The organism is Streptosporangium sp. CA-135522 (genome assembly GCF_050949235.1).
In the GTDB taxonomy this organism is placed as follows: Bacteria; Actinomycetota; Actinomycetes; order Streptosporangiales; family Streptosporangiaceae; genus Streptosporangium.
The window spans coordinates 9,690,462-9,711,510 of sequence record NZ_CP192026.1; the positions used below are offsets into that span (position 1 = coordinate 9,690,462).

Consider the following 21,049-nt stretch of genomic DNA (forward strand, 5'->3'; position numbering starts at 1 on the left):
GGCGATGAGTCCAAAGGTCGAAGGGCCCGCAGGTCACGTCGCACGGCGGACTGCCGGGCCGGGTACGGCCCCGCGGCCTGCGAGAACAGCGTCAGATCAGGAATGGCCCAGCGGCTCGGCGTCGGTCTCGTCCACGGAGCCGGCCATGTCCGCCTCGGCGGATTCCTCGGGGAGGTGGTCGTAGGCGAGGTCGTCGAGGATCGGCGAGGTGGGCTCGACCTGGTGCGGCAGCACGGCGGCCTCGGAATGCGCGCCGCAACCGTGGTCGGCGGCGACCACCCGGCCGTCGTCGGGGGCGTACTCGTTGGTGCAGACGCCGAAGCCGGCACCCAGAACGCCGGCCAGCGGCCAGTAGAAGCCGCAGGTCGAGCACTGGGCGGGAGCGGCGTGCGCGAGCGGGGTGTGCGGGCCGGAATCGCCGGAGTGCCAGCGCCGCACGGCACGGTCGCGGCCGATCGGGGAGAGCACCCGGGCCCGGCCGAGGCCGTACTCCAGGATCATCTGAGGGTCGGAGTCGTCCTCGGTCTCGGTGTAGCCGGGCGCGAGCCGGTCGTCGTCGGCGGCGGTGGGCAGCAGGTCGCCCACGCCGAGGTCGCCGGGACGCAGCCGCTCGCTCCACGGCACCCACTCCGGCGGCAGCAGCGCGCCGGCGCCGGGCAGGAGCACGACCTCGCTGACCGTCACGTTGCGCGCCCGGGAGGCCCGGGCGACGGTGACGGCCCAGCGCCAGCCGCGGTAGGCGCGGTCGAGACAGACGAAGTAATGGGTGACGACGCGCTCGCCCTCACCCTCGACTCCGAGGTGTTCGCCCACCTCGTCGGGCCTGACGTTCTCCTCGATGGCGGAGCGGGCCAGGTCGACGGCGGCGACGCAGGCCGGGTCGAGGGGCGCGGTGCGGGATCGAGTACGGCTCACGAGTTCTCCTCCGTCGGCCTCGCAACCCGACGGCCGCTGTGCTTTCTGGCTCGCTCGCTGCGCTGACTCACAGTTCATTCTCACCTATGCCCGGAGCGTACTGCACCGCCATCGGGCGATGATACGAGGAGTGACCTACCGCACCGGACATCTCACACGTCATTCGGGTAAGACTGGATGCGTGGCAGGTGGGTGGGAACGAGCGCGGAAGACGGTGGGCGAGGCCTCCCGCCGGGTGGGCCGCTCGGCCGCCCGGGTGGGACGGGCGAGCGCGCGGGCCGGCAGGAGCGCGGGGCGGGCGAGCGCGCGGGCCGGCCGCGGCGCGGTCGGCGGGACGCGACGGGCCGGGCGGGCCGCGCGGCGGCTGACCCATGCCCAGGGCGCGGGTCGCACGGGGCTGGGCCAGCTCATCGAGCTGACCGCGACGCAGAGCGCCGGCGACGCCCTGGTCACCGCGGCCCTGGCCGGGACGCTGTTCAAGCTTCCGGTCAACGAGGCCCGCGGCCAGGTCGCCCTCTACCTGCTGATCACGATGATCCCCTTCGTGGTGGTCGCGCCGTTCGTCGGCCCGGTCCTCGACCGGTTCCGCTCGGGCCGGCGCTTCGTGATGGCGGGCACCCTGTTCGGACGCGGCCTGCTCTGCTTCGCGATGGCGGCGGCGATCGTCCCGGACGACGTGCTCACCATCTTCCCCGCGGCGCTGGCCGTGCTGGTGCTGTCGAAGGCCTACAGCGTCTCCCGCGCGGCGATCACGCCGAACGTGCTGCCCGCCGACATCTCGCTGGTCACCGCCAACGCCAGAACCGCCCTGTTCTCCCTGGTCACGGCCGGTGTCGCGATCCCGGTCGGGGCGGGCGCCAGCGCCTGGCTCGGCGCCGAGTGGGTGTTGCGCGGCGCGACGGTGGTCTTCCTGTTCCAGGGCGTGCTGGCCGTACGGCTCCCGCGTCACGTCGACTCCCCCGACCTGGAGGAGCTGGAGGAGGAGGGAGAGCGTCCGCCCCGCTGGCGCACCATGTTCAACGTTGGCCCGGTGGTCGCCGAAGCGATGAAGGCCAACGTGGCCATCCGCCTCTACTCCGGATTCCTGCTGTTCTACCTGCTCTTCCTGGTGCAGGACGGCGAGCTGCCCGGGTTCGCCCCCCCGGTCACGATCGGCGTCCTGGCCGTGGCGGCCGGCGCCGGCGGCCTGGCGGGAACGGTCGTGGCCTCCTGGGTGCGCAGCCGCTCACCGCAGCTCATCGTGCTGCTCACGCTCGCGTTGTCGGCCGTGACCACGGTGGTCGCGGCGATCGTGTTCGACCTGTGGACCGTGGTGGGCGTCGCCCTGGTCTCCGCGTTCGCCCAGGGTCTGGGCAAGCTCGCCCTGGACGCGATCGTGCAGCGTGAGATCGGCGAGGAGGTGCGCTCGTCCACCTTCGGCGTGGTGGAGGCGTTCTTACAGGTCGCATGGGTGCTCGGCGGGCTGGCCGGCCTGTTGTCGTCGCTGTTCGCCGACGGACCCGCCGGCCTCGCGGTGATGGCCGCGGTGCTGGGGGGCTCGCTCGGCTGGCTGCTGGTGCGGCGGCGCCGGCGCCTGGACGCCAGGGACGCCAGGGTCGAGGCCGCCCACGGCCCCCGGCCCGCGGCCCCCGGCGACGAGGCGGACGCCCCGGGAGCCCGGCCCGAGGCCTCGGAAGACCCGGAGCCGGCCCCCTGGGAGCGGCGCCGGCCCGACTCGGCGGGCACGACGACCGCGGTCGTGCGACGGGAGGACCCCCCGACGGAGAAGCGGACCAAACCACTCACCAATCCCCACGGCTGAGCCGCGGGGGTCAGTCGTCCAGGTCGTCGGCGACGGCCCGGAGCACGGCGGCGATCTTCTTGGCGTGCACGGCCTCGGGGTGCTTGCCCTTCTGGTACGAGGTGGAGACCGCGTCCAGGAGCTTGATCAGGTCTTCCACGATGACGACCATCTCGTCGGGCTTCTTGCGCTTGCCCTTCGGCTTGACGGCCTTGGCGAGCGTGGGAGGCTGGTCGATCACGCGGACCGAGAGTGCCTGCTGACCGCGGCGCCCCTCGGCCACGCCGAACTCGACCTTCTGCCCCGGCTTGAGGGAGTCCACGCCTGCGGGAAGCGCGGAAGAATGCACGAAGACCTCACCGCCGTCGTCGCGGGTGAGGAAGCCGAAACCCTTGTCGGCGTCGTACCACTTGACCTTGCCACTCGGCACAGGGGTGACCTCGTTCAGACTGTCGTGAAAAGGAATGGATGTAGGTTATGCCCAGCAGAGGCCGAGGGCGACCGTCTATTCAGGCCTGAATTACACGAGCGCGGCGGGGGTTCGCCACCCGCCGAACCATTCGGCGAACTCGGTCAGATCACCGAGCACCACGTCGGCTCCGTGATCGCGTAATTCCCGCGGCGGGTAGAGGCCGGTCGCCACCGCCACGCTGACCGCGCCGCCCGCCCGCGCCGCCTCGATGTCGGCGACGTGGTCCCCGACATAGGCCGTCGCGCCGAACTCGGCCAGCGCCGGGCCCTTGTCGGCCCCGAACACCGACCCGGCGATCTCGTCCACGTCCAGGCCGAGGAATTCGACCGTCCTGGTGGCGTCGGGGGTGTTCTTCCCGGTCACCACGATGACCCTGCCGCCGGCCCGCCGTACGGCCGCCACGGCCTCGCGGGCGCCGGGCATGAGGGTGGTGGCCGGAACGGCGATCGAGGGATACAGCGACCGGTAGAGGTCGGCGGCCGCGGGGATCTCCGCCGCGGGCAGCCAGTTGGCCAGCTCCCATTCCAGCGGCGGCCCCAGCCGGGCCACCACGGCGGCGCTGTCGATGACCACGCCGATGCGCGACGCCAGCTCGTCGTAGACGGCGGCGATACCGGCGCGCGTGTCCGCGAGCGTCAGGTCCAGATCGAACCCCACCGAGCTCATTCGGTGCTCATTCGGTGCTCATTCGGTGCTCGTTCTGATGCTCGTACGGGTGCTCATTCGGTTGTTCACCGCTCCCTCACGCGCCGGCCGGAGAGTCTGCTCCGCTTGACTTTCGAAGCATGCCAAATCTCTGGGGACACGGGTAATCCCCGGCCGCGGCGAGGGGATCGGCCCGGCGCGCCGAAAGCCCGGGGGTTCGGCACTGGATAGGGTCATGGGGGAGGTATCGGCAGAGAAATGACCAGATCGACGCGCGAGCGGATCATCGACGAAGCCCTGCGCCTGTTCGCAGAGCGAGGTTACTCGGCGACCTCGGTCGCGGAGATCGAGGCCGCCTCCGGGCTGTCTCCCGGCGCCGGCGGGCTCTACCGGCACTTCAAGTCCAAGTACGAGGTGCTGGCGGCGGCGGTGAACGAGCACGCCGCCCGGACCCGGACGCAGATCGCCGAAACCCTGACCGAGATGAGCGCCGTCGATCCCTCGACCGACATCGAGGAGCGTCTGGCGCACCTGTGCAAGGCCGGGCTGGCCAAGGTCCGTGAGGAGAGCGAGCTGACGCGCGTCTTCTTCCGTGATCTGAGCCAGTTCCCCGAGCTGGTGGCGATCGTCCGCGACGGCCTGCTGCAGCCCATGTTCGACGCGGTCACCGCGTGGTTTCGCGCCCAGCCCGAATACGCCGAGGCCGACCTCGACTGGCCCGCGATCGGCGCCGTGCTGGGTGGCGCGGTGGTGCACTACCGGCTTTTCCAGGAGACCGTGGGCGAGCCCCCCGGGCGCGCCGAGCGTGATCGTTTCGTCGCCTCCTGGGTGCGGCTGGCGATCGGACTGCTGCCCCGACCGGCCGTCCAGGTGATCACCTGAACCGGAACGAGCCCTCGGCTCCCCCTGATTCACCGTCTGTCGCGACGAAGCCGGATTTTCCCCGCGCGGTGCTTTGTCGGTAAGGCCTCCTACCATTGACGGAATGAGCACGGAGTTCACCGAGTGGCTGCGCGGCCGGAGCGATGACCAGTTGCGGGCTCTCGTCGCCGTGCGACCCGAGCTCATCACCCCCGTTCCGGCACACCTCGAAGGGCTGGCGGGGCGGGCGAGCAGCCCGTCGGCGATCGGCCGCGTGCTCGACCGGCTCGACCTGTTCACACTCTCGGTGATCGAGACCCTGGTGGTGCTCCCGGCACCGATCGCCTACCGGACGCTGCGCGCCCAGATGGGCCGTGCGCTGCGGGGCTCGGCGGACGCCGCGTTCCAGGGCGCGCTCCAGGAGACCGTCGACCGGCTGCGGACCCTGGCCCTGGTCTACGGACCCGACAAGGCTCTGGCGCCGGCCCCGGGCGTGCGGGAGGTCCTTGAGGCGCCCGCGGGGCTCGGCCCGCCGGCGGCGGAGGTCTTCAGGCACCATCCCGCCGAGCGCCTGGCCGAGCTGATCCAGGACGCCGGTGGCGACGGCGACACCAAGGAGGCCCTCGCCGAGTTGCTCGGCGACCCGGAAATCGTCGGACGGCTGATCGAGGAGGTCTCCCCCCAGGCCCGCTCCGCCCTCAACGAGCTGGTCTGGGGGCCCGCCAGCGGACGGGTGCCCAACGCGCGCCGGGAGGTGCGGGCCGCCACCGCCCAGTCGCCGATCGAGCAGCTACTCTCCCGAGCGCTGCTCGGCGCCACCGGCGAGGAGACCGTCGTCCTACCCCGTGAGGTCGGCCTGTTCCTGCGCGGCGGCCGGGTGCACCAGGACCTCTCTCCTCTTCCGCCCGCGCTCGACGGCACGGTCCGCGACCGGGGGCTCGCCGGCCGCACGGCCGCCGGGCAGGCCTTCGCCTTCACCCGGGCGGTGGAGGAGCTGTGCGAGCGCTGGAGCGTCGATCCTCCCGGTGTGCTGCGCAGCGGCGGCCTGGCCGTGCGCGACCTGAAGCGGGCCGCGGTCCTGCTCGACCTGCCCGAGTGGGCGGCGGGACTGGTCATCGAGGTGGCGCACGCGGCCGGGCTGGTGGCCGCGAGCGGCGCCGTGGACGGCGACTGGCTGCCCACTCCCGCCTATGACTCCTGGCGGGTGAAGGGCACCGAGGACCGCTGGACGGTGCTGGCCACGACCTGGCTCACCATGGACCGGGTGCCGGGCGTGATCGGTGAGCGCGACGAGCGCGACCGGCTGCTCAACGCCCTCCACCCCGACCTGCGCCGCTCGGCCGCCGCGGAGGTCCGCACCACAACCCTGGGCATGCTCGCCGTCGCCGGCCCCGAAGTGGCGCCCACCCTCGAATCGGTGCGCGGGCGCCTGGCATGGGAGCAGCCCCGCCGCCGCGGCGGTCACCGTGACCAGCTGGTGGAGTTCACGCTGCGCGAGGCCGAGCAGATCGGGGTCACCGGTCTCGGCGCGATCGTCGGTCACGGGTGCGCCCTGCTCCCCGGCGGGGACCGGACGACGTCGGCGGGCCAGCTGCTGGCCCCGCTGCTGCCGGAGCCACTCGACCACGTGCTCCTGCAGGCCGATCTGACCGCCGTCGCCCCCGGGCCGCTGACCAGCGATCTGAGGCGGTGGCTGGCACTGGCCGCCGACGTGGAGTCGACCGGCGGCGCGACGGTCTACCGCTTCGACGAGCGGTCCATCCGGCGGGCGCTGGACGCCGGGCAGAGCGCCGACGAGATGCTGGCCATGCTGGAGCGGCACTCGGCGACGCCGGTGCCGCAGCCGCTCGGCTACCTGGTCACCGACGTGGCCCGCCGTCACGGCCGCATGCGTGTCGGTACGGCGAGCGCCTACGTGCGGTGCGACGACCCCTCGTTGCTGGACGAGGTGATGGCCGACAAGCGCGCGTTGCCGCTACGGCTGCGCCGGCTCGCCCCCACCGTGATCGCTTCCAAGACCTCCCGGCCGACCCTGGTCGACTCGTTGCGCGCGATGGGCTACGCCCCGGCGGCCGAGTCCCTGGACGGCGACGTGATCATCACTCAGCTCGACGTCCGCCGGACCGACGGCCAACCCCTCGTCCGCCCCCCGGCCACCTTCAGCGGGCTGGAGGCCGACGTCGTGGCGGCGGCCGTCCGCGCCGTCCGGGCCGGTGACGCCGCGCACCAGGCGCGGCGCGCGCCCGTGGACGCGCCCGACGGCCAGGTGCCCCGCTCTCCCGCGACCGCCACCATCGTCGCGCTGCGCGAGGCCATCCGGCAGGGCTCCCAGGTCTGGATCGGCTACCTCGACTCCCAGGGCAACGCCACCAGCCGGATCCTCGAACCCGCCCGGATGGAAGGGGGCTATCTCACCGCCTACGACGAGACGCGCGCGGCGGTGCACCGCTTCGCCCTGCACCGCATCACCGGCATCGCCGACATCAACTGAGTGAAAACTCCTCGGCGTGGATTGCCCGCCCCGGCCACGGGCGGCCACGAATTGGGGGAAGCTCGTTGTCCACCAGGTGCTCGTCGTCCACCAGATGGGCGGACTCGCCTCCGGCTCCGTCATGCGGGATGCGGGATGCGGCCCGGACCCTCGGTCCACGGTCCACAGCACGAACCCAATATCGTGATATTTGTTGATGTTCCCGGCTCAACAGAAGCGAGAGATTCACAGTGAGCAGTGGCAACCCCGAGGGCCCCAGCACGAACCCGGACGACTGGAAGAGCCCATACAGCACCGGCCCCAACCAGAATCCCGGCTACGGCCAGCAGCCCGGCCAGGGGCACCAGCAGCCGGACTACGGCCAGCCGGGGCAGGGTTACGGCCAGCCCGCCTACGGCCAGCCGGGGCAGGAGTACGGACAGCCAGGGCAGGAGTACGGCCAGCCCGGCCAGCCCGGCCAGCCCGGCTACGGCCAGCCGGGACAGGAGTACGGACAGCCCGGTTACGGCTACGGCGAGCAGCAGCCCTACGGGCAGTATCAGCAGGGCTACGGCTACGCGCCGCCGCCGCACCAGGGCGGTGATGGCCCCAGGACCCACGCGATCGTCGCGCTCGTCATCAGCATCGTGCTGGCCCTGAGCTGCTACATCAGCATCGGCGGCATCGCCGGCGCCATCCTGTCCGGCATCGCGCTGGGCAAGGTCGACACCGACCCCCGGGGCGCCAGGAACCTGCTCAAGTGGGTCTGGATCAGCATCGGCATCAACGTCGCGCTGGTCGTCCTGGGCGTCGGCGCCTTCGTCATCGCGGGCATCAACGGCGCGTTCGACAGCTGAGCCGAAGAGGATGGGCCACCCTTCGCGACAGCCCTTCCCGCGCATCACACCCTCACGGAGCGGTCCCCGCCCCACCGTCCTCCAGCAGGACATGGCCAGGTGGGGACGGGTGATGAAACAGAAGGAAATCGATCCTTACCACCCAAGACGAAAACGATGATCTATGGGACTATATGCGTCCTGGATCGTCTGCTGGCGGGAGGATGCATCGGTGCACGAGGAGTTTCAGGCCACCCTGGAGAAGCTTCTCGGCGAATACAACCGGCAGGTCAAGCAGGTTCGCGAAGTTCACGCCAGGCTCCACGAGGTGAGCGCCACGGTCACGGCCCCTGATGGCACGGTGACGGTGAGGGTGGGCCTTCAGGGCAGGGTCGACGCCCTCGAGTTCCATCCCCGCGTCTACTCCAGGCTGTCGCCCTCGGATCTGTCCGGCACCATCCTTGATCTGATCGACCAAGCCACCTCCGCCGTCACCGCCCAGACCCGGGAACTGATGGCCCCGCTCGTCCACGAGGACATGTCCGTCGACGAGTTCTTCGGCACCGCCGCCGACATGACCTTCCTGCCGCCCAAGCCACAGCCGACGGCGAGGAGGACCAGGCAGTGACCGAGCGGGCGGACGGGTTCGCCGTCTTCTGGGACCACATGCGACGGGCCGGCACAGACTGGTCCAGTCCCGCCGACCGGATACGCAAGAGCGGTGACCTGATCGACTCTGTGCTGGCCGACGCGCCGTGGGGCAGAGACCAGTACGCCGAGCAGTTCCGATTCCGATTCGCAGAAACGCTCGAAGATCTCGCCGACGCCTGCCGACGCGGCGCGGACAGCATGAATGAGCTGACGCAGTGCGTCGGCAGGGCATCGGACTGTTATCGAGACGCCGACCAGCCACGCGTCGTCCAGGCCTGAGCCGTGGATTTGAAGACCCTGCTCGGGCCGGCCTTCCCGTACGTGGAACCGGTGCTCGGCTGGGTGGTCGGGATGGACTACCCCGAAGGCGACGCCGAAAAGTGCCTGACCGGGGTCGAGGTCTTGCGGGCGACCGCCGGTCAGATCCGGATCGCGGGTGGTGAGGGGGACCAGGCTCTCAATCATGTGCTGAGGTTCGCGCAGGGCCCTGCGGCCAACGCGATGACCGCGTACTGGCGAACGTTCACGGCCGACGAACCCGCCTATGTGGAGGAGCTGGCCAGGGCGTGCGAGAAGGCCGCGGACCAGCTGGAGAAGTACGGCCTGGACATCGACTACACGCAGAAGTACATCGCCCTGGTTCTCATTCTGCTGGCTTTCACCTTGTTGCGTGCTTACGCATTCGGTCCGGTGACGGGCGGGGCGTCGTTCTGGAGCATCGGTCCGGCGTGCACGTTGGCGCGGATGAACGTGCGGACGATCGCCGCGCTGTTGCTGAGAAGCATCGCGTTCATGGTCGGCGTGGACGGTGCCACGCAGGTGTGGCAGATGGCGGAGGGTGATCGCGACAGCTGGGACGCGGACAAGACGCTGGTAGCGGCGGAGGGTGGCATGCTGACCGCGCTGGCCCTCATGGGGCTGGGTGGTGCCATCACCCGGTTGGGCGGGGTGCGACTGCTCGACGGTGTCGTGCTCAAGGGCGAGATGACCGCCAGAGAGCAGGTGGCGGCATTCCTGTCGCAAACGGTGGGCGGGGTGGCGGTGCAGGGCACCGTCGCCTCTCTGCTCGGGTCGATCCCGACGTTGGCCGCGACCGGGCAGCTGAACGCCGAGGCTCTGGCCAAGGCGGCGGCCTCGGGGTTCATCGGCGGCATCGACGGCAGGGCCGGGCACACAGGTCCGCGAGCGGCAGACGGGCTGCGCCTGCCCACGCTGCCCGACCCGGCCGGCCTGCACAGCGACCTCGCCACCGCTCACGTCGGCTCGAAGCTCGCCGCGCACGATTCGTCCGGTCCGGGGCCCGTCTCCGAAGCGGGCACCAGGCTGGCCAACGGTGACCGTCCGGATGGACTGCCCCTGCCCTCCCAGGAAGGCGCGGGGTTCGCCGGAGAAGGCGGAAGGATCGCCGCCGAACCCGACGGGCTGGTCGCGGGAGAACCCGGGACCCCCCACCCGAGTGCGCCTGCCACCGAATTGAGCGGGCAAGGCGATGGGCGCATTCCTTCGTTCGTCCCCATGGACCCGCCCTTCGGAGACCGCCTGGTCACCCCGTCGTTCGGAAGCGCGATCTGGGACGACGTCGTCAGAAATCTCCCCGCCGAGGAATACGAAGCGGTCTACAGATACATCCTCAGCGACTACAAGAATATCAACGGATATCTGCGCGACAGCGAATTCTTCGAGAAGAGACTGGCCCGCGGCGCCTCGGAGGAGAGGATCTCCCGGGAGAGGGCGGAGTTCCCCACGAAGATCGAGCTCATAAACCGGGCCACGCGTCACCTGCCGCTCCCGGAGGCGATCGACGTTTTCCGGACGCTGACCATGAACGACGATCTCTTCACCGTGCCCGTCGACGACCTACCGGGAACCGTACAGAGAGAACGGGGGTTCATGTCGACCAGAATCGGCAACGAGGCGCACTGGGCATATTGGAAGGACCTGAACGTTCACCTGCACCTGCGAGTGCCTGAGGGCACGCCGGCGATCTATATCGAATCGATGACCAACGGCGGGGAGTATGAGCTGCTGCTCGCCAGCGACCGATCGTGGTTCGTCGAAGACGTGGAGAGAGTGGACGGAATACTGCACGTCTACGGCCGGGTGCTTCCGGACGAGTGACCCGAAGAAGGAGCACCGACCTCGCCTCTGGACGACGATCCGGAACCTCAGACGGTCCGGGCGCCTGGGAGCTACCCACGGACAGCCCGGTCCGCTGTCCGATCTGCACCGGTCATCATGGACGGCGCCGTCGTCGGCTACCTGTGGGCGGCGGTCACCGATGACGCCACTCGGCACATTGCACGCAAGGACGCCGGCTTCGACGCCGGTGTCGCCTAGGTGCGGAGACCACGCTGGGTGAAGGCCAACGGCCTCGCACCGCCACCGCGCCAGAGCGGCGAGGGCGGCGGCCAGACAAGCCATGAAGTCATCGCATAGATTACCGGGCACCCGGCCCCCTACGATCATGATGGTTTTAGAGTCACCTGTCTAAGCTGTGAGCCCCCATGGGATTTGACGGTTTCCTCGTGCCCGACTGGGCCAAGCCCTACGTGGGCTGGGTGGTCGGCATGGACTGGCCTGAAGGTGACGAGTCCCGATGTTTCCGGCTCGCCGACGCCTGCGTGGCCACCGCCAAGAGCGTGGAGACGGGCAGAGACCTGTCGGAGAGCTCGCTTCCCGGCCAGGACTGGGACGGCGATGCGCTGAAGGCGTTCGCCGAGCACGTGCGGACCGTGTCGGGAGGCATGAAGGCCGATCTGATCGAGCAGCTGGTGACGGCGGCCCTGGAGTTCAACCGGGTGGGGGTGCAGGTCGAATACACCAAGAAGATGATCGAGGTGTCGGTCTGGTTCCTCATTTTCCAGATCGGCTGGTTGCTGGTGGTGGCCAGGACGAGCCCGCTGGGTGCTCCCGCGCTGGCCATGATCGGGCTGCGGATGAGGCTGACCCGTGCCTTCATCGCGCAGTTGGGCAAGCGGTTGCTCTTCAACGTGGGACTGTTCGGCGCTTTGGGCGCCGGCATGGACTTCGCGGTGCAGGCGTCTCAGTCGCGTCGTGATCACATCGATTGGAAGCAGGTCCGGGCCAGCGCCGAGGGTGGAGCGCTGAACGGGGTTTTCCTGACGTTGTTCACCGGCCTGTCCCCAGTTAAGTCGATGGCGGAGCTGATGCGGCAGGCGGCACTGGCCAGTGGCGCCACCGCGGCGACCACGATGGTGATGAGCGACCAGCCGTTCGACCTCGATCTGCTGTTCAAAAGCATGACGGCGGGCGCCCTCGGCGGTGCTGACGCGCACTGGGCGAGCTGGAACCCGTCTTTGCACACAGGGCAGGCCAACGGGGCGAACTTGACCCCGCCTTCGCATATGGAGCACATCGACGGGTCCGCCGGTGCGCCGGGGAGCGGAGGGGGGCCTGACCATCATCCGGCGCCCGTGCACGGGCCGGATGGCACTCTTCAGCTGCATCGCCGCGCGATTCCCGGAAACGGCGTATACCTTCTGCCGGATGAAATCACGCCGAACACGGTCCCGACGTTGCTGTCGACGAAGGCCACGCATGTTCCCGACCAGGCCCAGCCCGGCCCGGCCGCGACTCTGGCGACAGCCGTGATGAACACGGGCGGGGTCGTGGTCCATCCCACGACGCAGCACCTTGCCACGCCGGCGGTGACACATGCCATACCGGAACACACGGGAACGGGGATCGATGGCACCACGGTCGCGTACGGAGGTGGAACGCCGGGCGGAACCGCGACCGCCGGGCCCCATCCGGGCGGCACGATGCCCAAGACGCGTCCTAGTATCGACTCCCTGATCAACGGCTCGGCTCAGACCTCCGGTGGCCTCAAAGCTCCCCAGGCCGGTGAGAGCGGAGGCCTGACAGGCCAGAGGGCCGGCTCAGGCGGCGGAGACGGCTCTTCCGGCTCGCCGACCCCGGCGACACCCCACGGCACCTCGACCGGCGGCAGCCCTGTGCCTGCCGCACGCGACTCCACCGGCACGGGATCCCCCTTCAAGGGGAGCGTCGACTTCAAGCCCAAAGAAGACGCCCACCTGGTCAACGACATCCAGCCGAACGTCCACATCCTGCCCGACCGCTCGCCGAATGAGACTCCGACCCTCACGCCGGGGCCGTTCGACCGGCAGGCGTCCGCGTCTCATCATCTCGCGCAGTCCTCCGACACCATCGCCCCGCCCATGACCGGCGACCTGACAAGTGCCCCGACCCATGCCATCAACCACCCCGGGGCGGCCACGGCTCCGCACCCCGGACCGGCTCCCGGCCCGTTCAAGATTCTCGCCGACACCGGCCTGTCCGGTGACGGGTTCGTGGCTCCCGGCGTGTGGGGCAAGTACGGGGCCGCAGGCGTCCTGATCAAGAACGTCGACGCCGCCGGAGTCACGCGTTACCTCCTGGTGGAGCGCGGTCCCATGGTCGATTCGAACGTCGGCAAATGGCAGTTGCCCGGAGGCGCGCTGGACAGCAAGGAGACCGCCCACCAGGGGGCGGCACGGGAGCTCAGCGAGGAGTTGGGTGTCGACCAGGGGTATCTCGACAAGCTGAAGCTCAAGGGAATGCACGTCGTAGACGGACCCAATGGCTGGAAGTATACAAATATCGCCGCGGACGGCGAGATGTTCACTCCTAAAGTCGGTGGAAGTGAGACCAGCGACGCAAAATGGGTGACACTCTCGGAACTATCCGAAATGTCAACCAAAGGCCAGTTACATCCCGAACTGAACGAGTCCATCGGCAATGTGTTGTCATTCTTCGACAATGGACTCGTCGAAAAAGGCGCCAACCCGTTCACCGGAAAAGCCGATATCTTCTATTCCGAACTCCCCTACAAACCAGCCGGTCTATTTTATCCGCAAGCGCTCACGACTTCGCCCTTCGGCGCCCTCCTGGTCGATCCTTCGTATGGGGCCAGGGTCTGGGGCGAGACCATCGAGAATCTGCCCGCCGGAGAGCATGAGGCGATCAGAATCTACACCTTCGACGGCTATCGATGGATAAATGGCTTCCTGCGCGAAGAAGGAAACCATGACCATAGCGAAAACATGGAGGGTGCGCGGGAACAAATCGATCTCATAAACGCGGCCGCGCATAGGCAACCGCTGCCGCATACGATCGACGTGTTTCGGGCTGTTGATATGAAGCCAGGCCTCTTCACCGTACCCATCGAGGAACTGCCGGGAACCGTGCAAAGGGAGCCGGGTTTCATGTCGACCGTCATCGGCAACAGATTGAACTCCGAATGGGGTGACAAGAATATTCATTTTCACCTGCGAGTGCCCCGGGGAACCCCGGCTATTTACATCGAGTCGATCAATCCGAACGGCGATTTTGAATTTCTGCTCGCCAGCGGTCGATCCTGGTTCGCCGAGGACGTGGTGAAAATAGATGGAATATGGCACATCTTCGGCTGGGTGCTGCCGGAAGAGACAGGCTGATGAGGAGGAACGGCGGTGTCGCTCAAGGACGATCCGAAGTTCAATACGGTCTGGGTGCCCGAGAGCCATCCACAGACGACTCAGTCCGCCGTTCGATTCGTCCCGGTCACCATGAACGGCGCCGTCGTCGGCTACCTGTGGGCGGCCGTCACCGATGACGCCGCGCGGTACGTGGCGCGGGAGGACAGTGGGGACGCCGGCTTCAACGCCGGGGTTGCATGGGTGCAGAGGCTCCGTTGGGCGAAGGCGAACGGCGTCACACCGCTGCAGGCGCTGCGGCACTGGGCCGGCCATGAGGAGGACCCACGCGCGGGCCGCGTCGATCCGGACTCGGAGCAGGAGTGCCCGAGCCTGCGCGCGCTCGAAGAGCTGGCCGCCGGGTAACCTCATCGGGAACCGACGACCTCGACTCGATCCGGGCAGCGCACGGACGAGGGATTCCGGCAGCGTGGAAGGGTTTCGGGAGTAGCTTCGTTGAGCACTGGGGATCCCATCCGGAGGTGCGCGTGTCCTGTCTGATCGTCCAATCCGACAAAACCCTGCTGCTCGAGGTCGAGCACGACAAGGCCGACGAGTGCCGCAAGGCGATCGCGCCGTTCGCCGAGCTGGAGCGTGCCCCCGAGCACGTGCACACCTACCGGATCACCCCGCTGGCTCTGTGGAACGCGCGGGCCGCCGGGCACGACGCCGAGCAGGTGGTCGACGCGCTGATCGGCTACAGCCGCTACCCCGTGCCGCACGCGTTGCTGGTCGACATCGCCGAGACCATGGCCCGCTACGGCAGGCTCCGGCTGGAGAAGCACCCCGTCCACGGGCTCGTCCTGACCAGCACCGACCGGGCCGTGCTGGAGGAGGTGCTGCGCTCCAAGAAGATCCAGCCGCTGCTGGGCGAGCGGCTGGACGCCGACGCCGTGGCGGTGCATCCGAGCGAGCGCGGCAACATCAAGCAGCACCTGCTCAAGCTGGGCTGGCCGGCCGAGGACCTGGCCGGATACGTCGACGGCGAGCACCACCCGATCACGCTGACCGAGGACGGTTGGGAGCTGCGCCCCTACCAGCGCGAGGCCGCCGAGGCGTTCTGGCACGGCGGCTCCGGCGTGGTCGTGCTCCCCTGCGGGGCGGGCAAGACGATCGTGGGCGCGGCGGCGATGTCGCACGCCAAGGCGACGACGCTGATCCTGGTGACCAACACGGTCTCGGCGCACCAGTGGAAGCAGGAGCTGATCAAGCGGACCTCACTGACCGAGGACGAGATCGGCGAGTACACGGGCACCAAGAAGGAGATCCGACCGGTCACCATCGCCACCTATCAGGTGATGACGACCCGCAGGCAGGGCGTCTACCGCCATCTGGAGCTGTTCGACGCCCGCGACTGGGGCCTGGTCGTCTACGACGAGGTGCACCTGCTGCCCGCGCCGATCTTCCGGATGACCGCCGACCTTCAGGCGCGGCGGCGGGTGGGACTGACCGCGACGCTCGTGCGCGAGGACGGCCGGGAGGGTGACGTGTTCTCCCTGATCGGCCCCAAGCGCTACGACGCGCCGTGGAAGGAGATGGAGAACCAGGGCTGGATCGCCCCGGCCGACTGCGTCGAGGTGCGGGTGACGCTCACCGACGAGGAGCGGCTCGCCTACGCGATGGCCGAATCCGAGGAGCGTTACCGGTTCTGCGCGACCACACCGTCCAAGACCCGGGTGACCGAGGCGCTGGTCCGGCGGCACCTGGACGAGCAGGTGCTGGTCATCGGGCAGTACATCGACCAGCTCGACGAGCTCGGCGAGCACCTGAACGCGCCGGTGATCAAGGGGGAGACGAAGGTCAAGGAGCGGGAGCGGCTGTTCCAGGCGTTCCGCGACAAGGAGATCCAGGTCCTGGTGGTCTCCAAGGTGGCCAACTTCTCCATCGATCTGCCGGAGGCGGCGGTCGCCATCCAGGTGTCCGGCACCTTCGGCTCACGGCAGGAGGAGGCGCAGCGACTCGGCCGCGTGCTGCGGCCCAAGTCGGACGGCGGCGGAGCCCGCTTCTACTCGGTGGTCAGCAGGGACACCGTCGATCAGGAGTTCGCCGCGCACCGGCAGCGGTTCCTGGCCGAGCAGGGATACGCCTACCAGATCATCGACGCTGACGACGTGCTCGCCGGAGAATAGCCGCATAGGCGAACACGTCGTCTGTGTCAATCAGGTCCACGTCGGTCAGGTCCACGAAATACCGCGGGTTTTCGACAAAGAAACCACCCCCTCGCTGGGCCGCGACGGCCAATGGCGACATACCCCATGATCTGCTGGAGTCACCGGATTTGCCCGGGTTTTTCGTGATTTTGGCGGAGAATCACGGAGGGTGCCAGCACGGTTACGAAAATGTCGGCCCGCCGGCGAGGAAACCCCTTCGCGAACACCTCGGCGACCGCGTCGCGGCCACGGGTGTCACGCGGCTCTCCCCCGCCACGACGGCCCGGCCCTGTGCGCCGAACGGCGAACCTCCGGCGACCAATGCGGTGCGCCGGGAAGTTTCACCACGTTCGGTATCACGGAAGACGCGAACGGTAATCGCCGGGCATCGCCACCCCGGCGATTAATCCTTTTGAGCGGGCGAGCACCGCCGGTAAGCTAGTCGATTCGCTGCCTGATGACCACCACCTCCGTTTATCGAATGGGAGGCGCTTCCGCGTGCCCGCACATCAATTGGCCCCTGACATAACCGACGACCCGGCCGAGATCCTCGCCGCCGAACGCGAGCATCTGGCCGCCTCCAGGGCCGCCCTGCGCGCGATGCGCGAACACGCCCAATCCCTTTCCTCCGACGCCGCCGGAGACTGGGTCTCGCAGCAGATCCTGCAGGCGCTGCTGGATCAGCGGGTGGCGGCGCTCGCCGACCACTCCGGCACCCCGCTGTTCTTCGGCCGCCTCGACCGGGCCGTGGACGACGACCTGCCCGGCACCGTCTACGTCGGACGGCGGCATGTCCACGACGACCGCAGCCGCCCCATGGTCATCGACTGGCGGGCCCCCGTCTCGCGGGCCTTCTACCAGGCCAGCCCGTCCGACCCGATGGACGTGGCGCTGCGCCGCCGGTTCGGCTACCACGGCGGCGACCTGACCGCCTACGAGGATGAGCCGCTCGACCAGAGCGGCGCCCTGCAGCACAGCAGGATCCTCACCGAGGAGATCGAACGGCCTCGCTCCGGTCCGATGCGCGACATCGTCGCGACCATCCAGCCCGACCAGGACGAGATCGTCCGCTCCGAGCTCGGACGGACCGTGTGCGTCCAGGGGGCGCCCGGCACCGGGAAGACCGCCGTCGGCCTGCACCGTGCGGCCTACCTGCTCTTCACTCACCGCGAGAAGCTCGCCCGATCCGGAGTGATGATCGTCGGCCCGAACCGGGCCTTCCTGTCCTATATCTCCTCGGTGCTCCCCGCGCTGGGCGAGGTCAAGGTCGACCAGACGACGGTCGCCGGAATCCTGGGCGATCACGCCACGCCCGAAGATCCCGCGATCAGCGCGGTCAAGGGCGACGCGAGAATGGCACCGGTGCTCCGGCGCGCCCTGTGGATGCACATCGTCAAGCCGGCCGAAGGGGTGCTGTTCACCAAGGGGGTCAACCGCTACCGGGTGGCCGACCACGAGGTCCGCGAGATCGTCGCGTCACTGCGCGGCACCACGCGCTACGGCCCCGGCCGCGCGACTCTCGCCCAGCGGCTGGCCCACCTGGTGCTCGTCCGGATGGAACAGCGCGGCGAGTCCCCCGACGACCGGGTGCAGGACGCGGTGGCCCGCTCCAAACCGGTCAAGCAGCTCGTGGACCAGGTGTGGCCCAAGCTGACCCCCCGGCAGGTGCTTCACCGCCTCTTCAGCGACCCCGAGTTCCTCTCCGCCGCCGCCAAGGACGACCTCACCCCACAGGAGCAGGGCCTGCTGCTGTGGGCCAGGCCGGCCAAGTCCTTCCGCTCGGCGAAGTGGTCGGCGGCCGACGGCGCGTTGATGGACGAGCTCAGCGATCTGATCGAGCGGACGGCGCCCCTGGGACACCTGGTCGTGGACGAGGCCCAGGATCTGTCGGCGATGCAGCTGCGCGCCCTGGGGCGGCGCTGCCGTACCGGGTCGGCCACCGTGCTGGGTGACCTCGCCCAGGGTACGACGCCCTGGTCCGCCCGCTCCTGGAGCGAGGTCCTCACCCATCTGGGCTTCGAGGACGGCGCGGTCACCGAGCTCACCCTCGGCTTCCGCGTCCCCCGCGAGGTCCTCGACTACGCCGTCAGGCTGCTGCCGGCCGTCGCTCCGGATCTGGCGGCCCCCCGGTCGCTCCGGCCCGGTGTGGGCTCCCTGTCGGTACGGCACGCGCCCGATCCGGCCGAGTCCCTGACACGGGCGGTGCGGGAGGCCCTCTCCCGCGAGGGCTCCATCGGGGTCATCGTCCCGGACGCCTCCGTCGCGGCCGTGTCCGAAACCCTGTCCGCCCTGGACCACCGGGTGCTGAGCCCCGACTCGGTCGAGGAGCACCGGCTGCTGGTCATCCCGGCGACCCTGGCCAAAGGCCTGGAATACGACCACGTCATCGTGGTGGAGCCGGCCGACATCGTGGACGCCGAGCCACGTGGCCTGGCCCGCCTGTACGTGGTACTGACCCGTGCCGTCACCTCCCTGACCGTCCTGCACACCAGGGAGCTCCCCGCCCAGCTCTGTTGACCTCCGCCGTACCCGCCCGCCGCCGAGGGCGGGAACCGGCCTCATCCGGGCGGCGGAGGAGCGTTTCGCGAAATTCGACGTGTTCCGCGCCCGCGCGACGGCGCTCCACGACAATGTCCCGGCCCACCACGCCGGGGGTCGCCGGATATGCCCCCGGCCGTGGTGGTCACGCTGGGTCAAGGCCCGGAGTTAGGACCTGAGTCGTTTCTGGAGTTTCCGCGGGGGCCATGCGGTCACCCGATGGAAACGGCCTCTTTACAGATCGTGAACCGCATGGAAAAGAACGGGTTCGGTCGCCTCTCGGATCGCGCCGCGGCGAACGAAGGAGCGGCGAACGGCCGGAAGAGGCCGGAAGAGGAACGACCGGAGCGGTGAGCGACCGGAAGAGGGACGGCCGGAGGGGTGAACGGCCCGAAGAGGTGAACGGCCCGGAGGGGAACACGAAAAGAGGCGGCCCCGGAAGCTCGGGGTCGCCTCTTTCTGTGAAAGCGGCTGGACTTAGAAGTCCATGTCGCCGCCGCCCGGCATTGCGGGAGCGGCACCGGCCTTCTCGGGCTTCTCGGCGATGACGGCCTCGGTGGTGAGGAACAGCGCCGCGATGGACGCCGCGTTCTGCAGAGCGGAACGGGTCACCTTGGCCGGGTCGATGATGCCCGACTCGAACATGTTGACGTACTCGCCGGAGGCGGCGTTCAGACCCTCACCGGGGGTGAGGTTGCGCACCTTCTCCACCACGACGCCGCCCTCAAGGCCGGCGTTGACGGCGATCTGCTTCAGCGGCTCCTCAAGAGCCTTGCGCACGATCGCGGCGCCGGTGGCCTCGTCACCGAGCAGCTCCAGCTTGTCGAACGCCTTGGCGCCGGCCTGCAGCAGGGCCACGCCACCGCCGGGGACGATGCCCTCCTCGACGGCCGCCTTCGCGTTGCGAACGGCGTCCTCGATGCGGTGCTTGCGCTCCTTGAGCTCAACCTCGGTCGCCGCGCCGGCCTTGATGACGGCCACGCCGCCGGCCAGCTTGGCGAGACGCTCCTGGAGCTTCTCGCGGTCGTAGTCGGAGTCGGTGTTCTCGATCTCGGCGCGGATCTGGTTGACCCGGCCGGCGATCTGCTCGGCGTCGCCGGAGCCGTCGACGATGGTGGTCTCGTCCTTGGTCACGATGACCTGGCGGGCGCGGCCGAGCTGGTCCAGCGAGGTGGACTCGAGCTTGAGGCCGAGGTCCTCGCTGATGACCTGGGCACCGGTCAGGATGCCGATGTCGCCCAGCATCGCCTTGCGGCGGTCACCGAAGCCCGGGGCCTTGACGGCGACCGAGCGGAACAGGCCACGGATCTTGTTGACGACCAGGGTGGCCAGGGCCTCGCCCTCGATGTCCTCGGCGATGATCAGCAGCGGCTTGCCGGCCTGCACGACCTTGTCGAGGACCGGGAGCAGGTCCTTGTTGGCGGAGACCTTGGAGTTGACGACGAGGATGTACGGGTCGTCGAGGACGGCCTCCATACGCTCCGGGTCGGTCACGAAGTAGGGCGAGATGTAGCCCTTGTCGAAGCGCATGCCCTCGGTGAGCTCAAGCTCCAGGCCGAAGGTGTTGCTCTCCTCGACGGTGATGACGCCTTCCTTGCCGACCTTGTCCATCGCCTCGGCGATCATCTCGCCGATCTGCGGGTCGCCCGCGGAGATGGAGGCGGTGGAGGCGATCTGCGCCTTCGTCTCCACGTCCTTGGCCAGCTTGGAGAGCTCCTCGGAGACGCGCTCGACGGCGGCCTCGATGCCCTTCTTCAGGGACATCGGGTTGGCGCCCGCGGCGACGTTGCGGAGGCCCTCACGTACCAGAGCCTGGGCGAGCACGGTGGCGGTGGTGGTGCCGTCGCCCGCGACATCGTCGGTCTTCTTGGCGACTTCCTTGACGAGCTCGGCCCCGATCTTCTCCCAGGGGTCCTCGAGCTCGATCTCCTTGGCGATGGAGACACCGTCGTTGGTGATCGTGGGGGCGCCCCACTTCTTCTCCAGAACGACGTTACGGCCCTTGGGGCCGAGGGTCACCTTGACGGCGTCCGCGAGCTGGTTCATACCGCGCTCGAGACCGCGCCGGGCGTCCTCGTCAAACGCGATCATCTTGGCTGCCATACGGCTAGACCTCCCAAACGCAGGGTGGCTTGCACCGGATCGAGTCGACGCCCGCGACGGCATGTGAACCCGCGACTCCGTTCGGCGGGTCCCATCGTCTCGATCCAGGGTTGGCACTCTCCAACAGGGAGTGCCAACGAACTGTTTAGCACTC

Annotated in this window: 15 protein-coding genes; 11 read left to right on the forward strand and 4 right to left on the reverse strand. The window is 69.1% G+C overall.

Annotated elements, in window-relative coordinates; translation table 11 throughout:
- Positions 1-96: 96 nt before the first annotated feature.
- The gene (locus ACQPYK_RS45515; RefSeq protein ID WP_433246598.1) at positions 97-915 is read right to left on the reverse strand and encodes a DUF3027 domain-containing protein; all 819 of its coding nucleotides are present in this window, start codon (positions 913-915) and stop codon (positions 97-99) included.
- A 181-nt stretch (positions 916-1,096) separates the two neighbouring features.
- On the opposite strand from ACQPYK_RS45515, the gene ACQPYK_RS45520 reads away from it, so the two are divergent.
- Complete coding sequence (locus ACQPYK_RS45520) at positions 1,097-2,716, forward strand: MFS transporter (RefSeq protein WP_433246601.1); 1,620 nt, start codon at positions 1,097-1,099, stop codon at positions 2,714-2,716.
- A 10-nt stretch (positions 2,717-2,726) separates the two neighbouring features.
- Here ACQPYK_RS45520 and ACQPYK_RS45525 read toward each other — a convergent pair whose 3' ends face one another.
- Both ACQPYK_RS45525 and ACQPYK_RS45530 read right to left on the reverse strand, forming a co-directional pair.
- A complete protein-coding gene (locus ACQPYK_RS45525; protein ID WP_433246604.1) occupies positions 2,727-3,125 on the reverse strand; it encodes a cold-shock protein in 399 nt (132 codons plus the stop codon).
- Between the two features lie 90 nt (positions 3,126-3,215).
- Positions 3,216-3,833: an HAD family hydrolase gene (locus ACQPYK_RS45530; protein WP_433246607.1), complete on the reverse strand. Its 618-nt coding sequence runs from the start codon at positions 3,831-3,833 to the stop codon at positions 3,216-3,218.
- Between the two features lie 237 nt (positions 3,834-4,070).
- Here ACQPYK_RS45530 and ACQPYK_RS45535 point away from each other — a divergent pair, with 237 nt between their 5' ends.
- The 10 genes from ACQPYK_RS45535 to ACQPYK_RS45580 all read left to right on the forward strand — a co-directional run bounded on the left by ACQPYK_RS45535 (position 4,071) and on the right by ACQPYK_RS45580 (position 18,771).
- Positions 4,071-4,694 carry a TetR/AcrR family transcriptional regulator gene (locus tag ACQPYK_RS45535; RefSeq protein WP_433246610.1) on the forward strand — a complete coding sequence of 208 codons (624 nt, stop codon included), beginning with the start codon at positions 4,071-4,073 and terminating at the stop codon, positions 4,692-4,694.
- 103 nt (positions 4,695-4,797) lie between these two features.
- Complete coding sequence (locus ACQPYK_RS45540; RefSeq protein ID WP_433246613.1) at positions 4,798-7,164, forward strand: helicase-associated domain-containing protein; 2,367 nt, start codon at positions 4,798-4,800, stop codon at positions 7,162-7,164.
- Between the two features lie 230 nt (positions 7,165-7,394).
- A complete protein-coding gene (locus ACQPYK_RS45545) occupies positions 7,395-8,000 on the forward strand; it encodes a hypothetical protein (protein WP_433246616.1) in 606 nt (201 codons plus the stop codon).
- Between the two features lie 211 nt (positions 8,001-8,211).
- Positions 8,212-8,607: a YbaB/EbfC family nucleoid-associated protein gene (locus tag ACQPYK_RS45550; RefSeq protein ID WP_433246619.1), complete on the forward strand. Its 396-nt coding sequence runs from the start codon at positions 8,212-8,214 to the stop codon at positions 8,605-8,607.
- Complete coding sequence (locus ACQPYK_RS45555) at positions 8,604-8,909, forward strand: hypothetical protein (RefSeq protein ID WP_433246622.1); 306 nt, start codon at positions 8,604-8,606, stop codon at positions 8,907-8,909. Before ACQPYK_RS45550 ends, ACQPYK_RS45555 begins: the two co-directional genes overlap by 4 nt.
- Before the next feature lie 3 nt (positions 8,910-8,912).
- Positions 8,913-10,748: an ADP-ribosyltransferase gene (locus ACQPYK_RS45560; RefSeq protein ID WP_433246625.1), complete on the forward strand. Its 1,836-nt coding sequence runs from the start codon at positions 8,913-8,915 to the stop codon at positions 10,746-10,748.
- Positions 10,749-11,134: 386 nt separating this feature from the next.
- On the forward strand, positions 11,135-14,086 hold the full coding sequence (locus ACQPYK_RS45565) for an ADP-ribosyltransferase (RefSeq protein WP_433246628.1): 2,952 nt from the start codon (positions 11,135-11,137) through the stop codon (positions 14,084-14,086).
- Positions 14,087-14,101: 15 nt separating this feature from the next.
- Entirely contained in the window at positions 14,102-14,470 is a 369-nt protein-coding gene (locus tag ACQPYK_RS45570) for a hypothetical protein (protein WP_433246631.1), read from the forward strand.
- Positions 14,471-14,592: 122 nt separating this feature from the next.
- Positions 14,593-16,233, forward strand: coding sequence for a DNA repair helicase XPB (locus tag ACQPYK_RS45575; RefSeq protein ID WP_433246634.1), 1,641 nt, complete (start codon positions 14,593-14,595; stop codon positions 16,231-16,233).
- 519 nt (positions 16,234-16,752) lie between these two features.
- Positions 16,753-18,771, forward strand: a complete 2,019-nt coding sequence (locus ACQPYK_RS45580) for a HelD family protein (protein ID WP_433246637.1) — start codon at positions 16,753-16,755, stop codon at positions 18,769-18,771.
- A 498-nt stretch (positions 18,772-19,269) separates the two neighbouring features.
- Here the strand turns inward: ACQPYK_RS45580 and groL are convergent, their stop codons facing one another.
- On the reverse strand, positions 19,270-20,895 hold the full coding sequence (gene groL, locus ACQPYK_RS45585) for a chaperonin GroEL (RefSeq protein WP_433246640.1): 1,626 nt from the start codon (positions 20,893-20,895) through the stop codon (positions 19,270-19,272).
- Between the last annotated feature and the right edge of the window lie 154 nt (positions 20,896-21,049).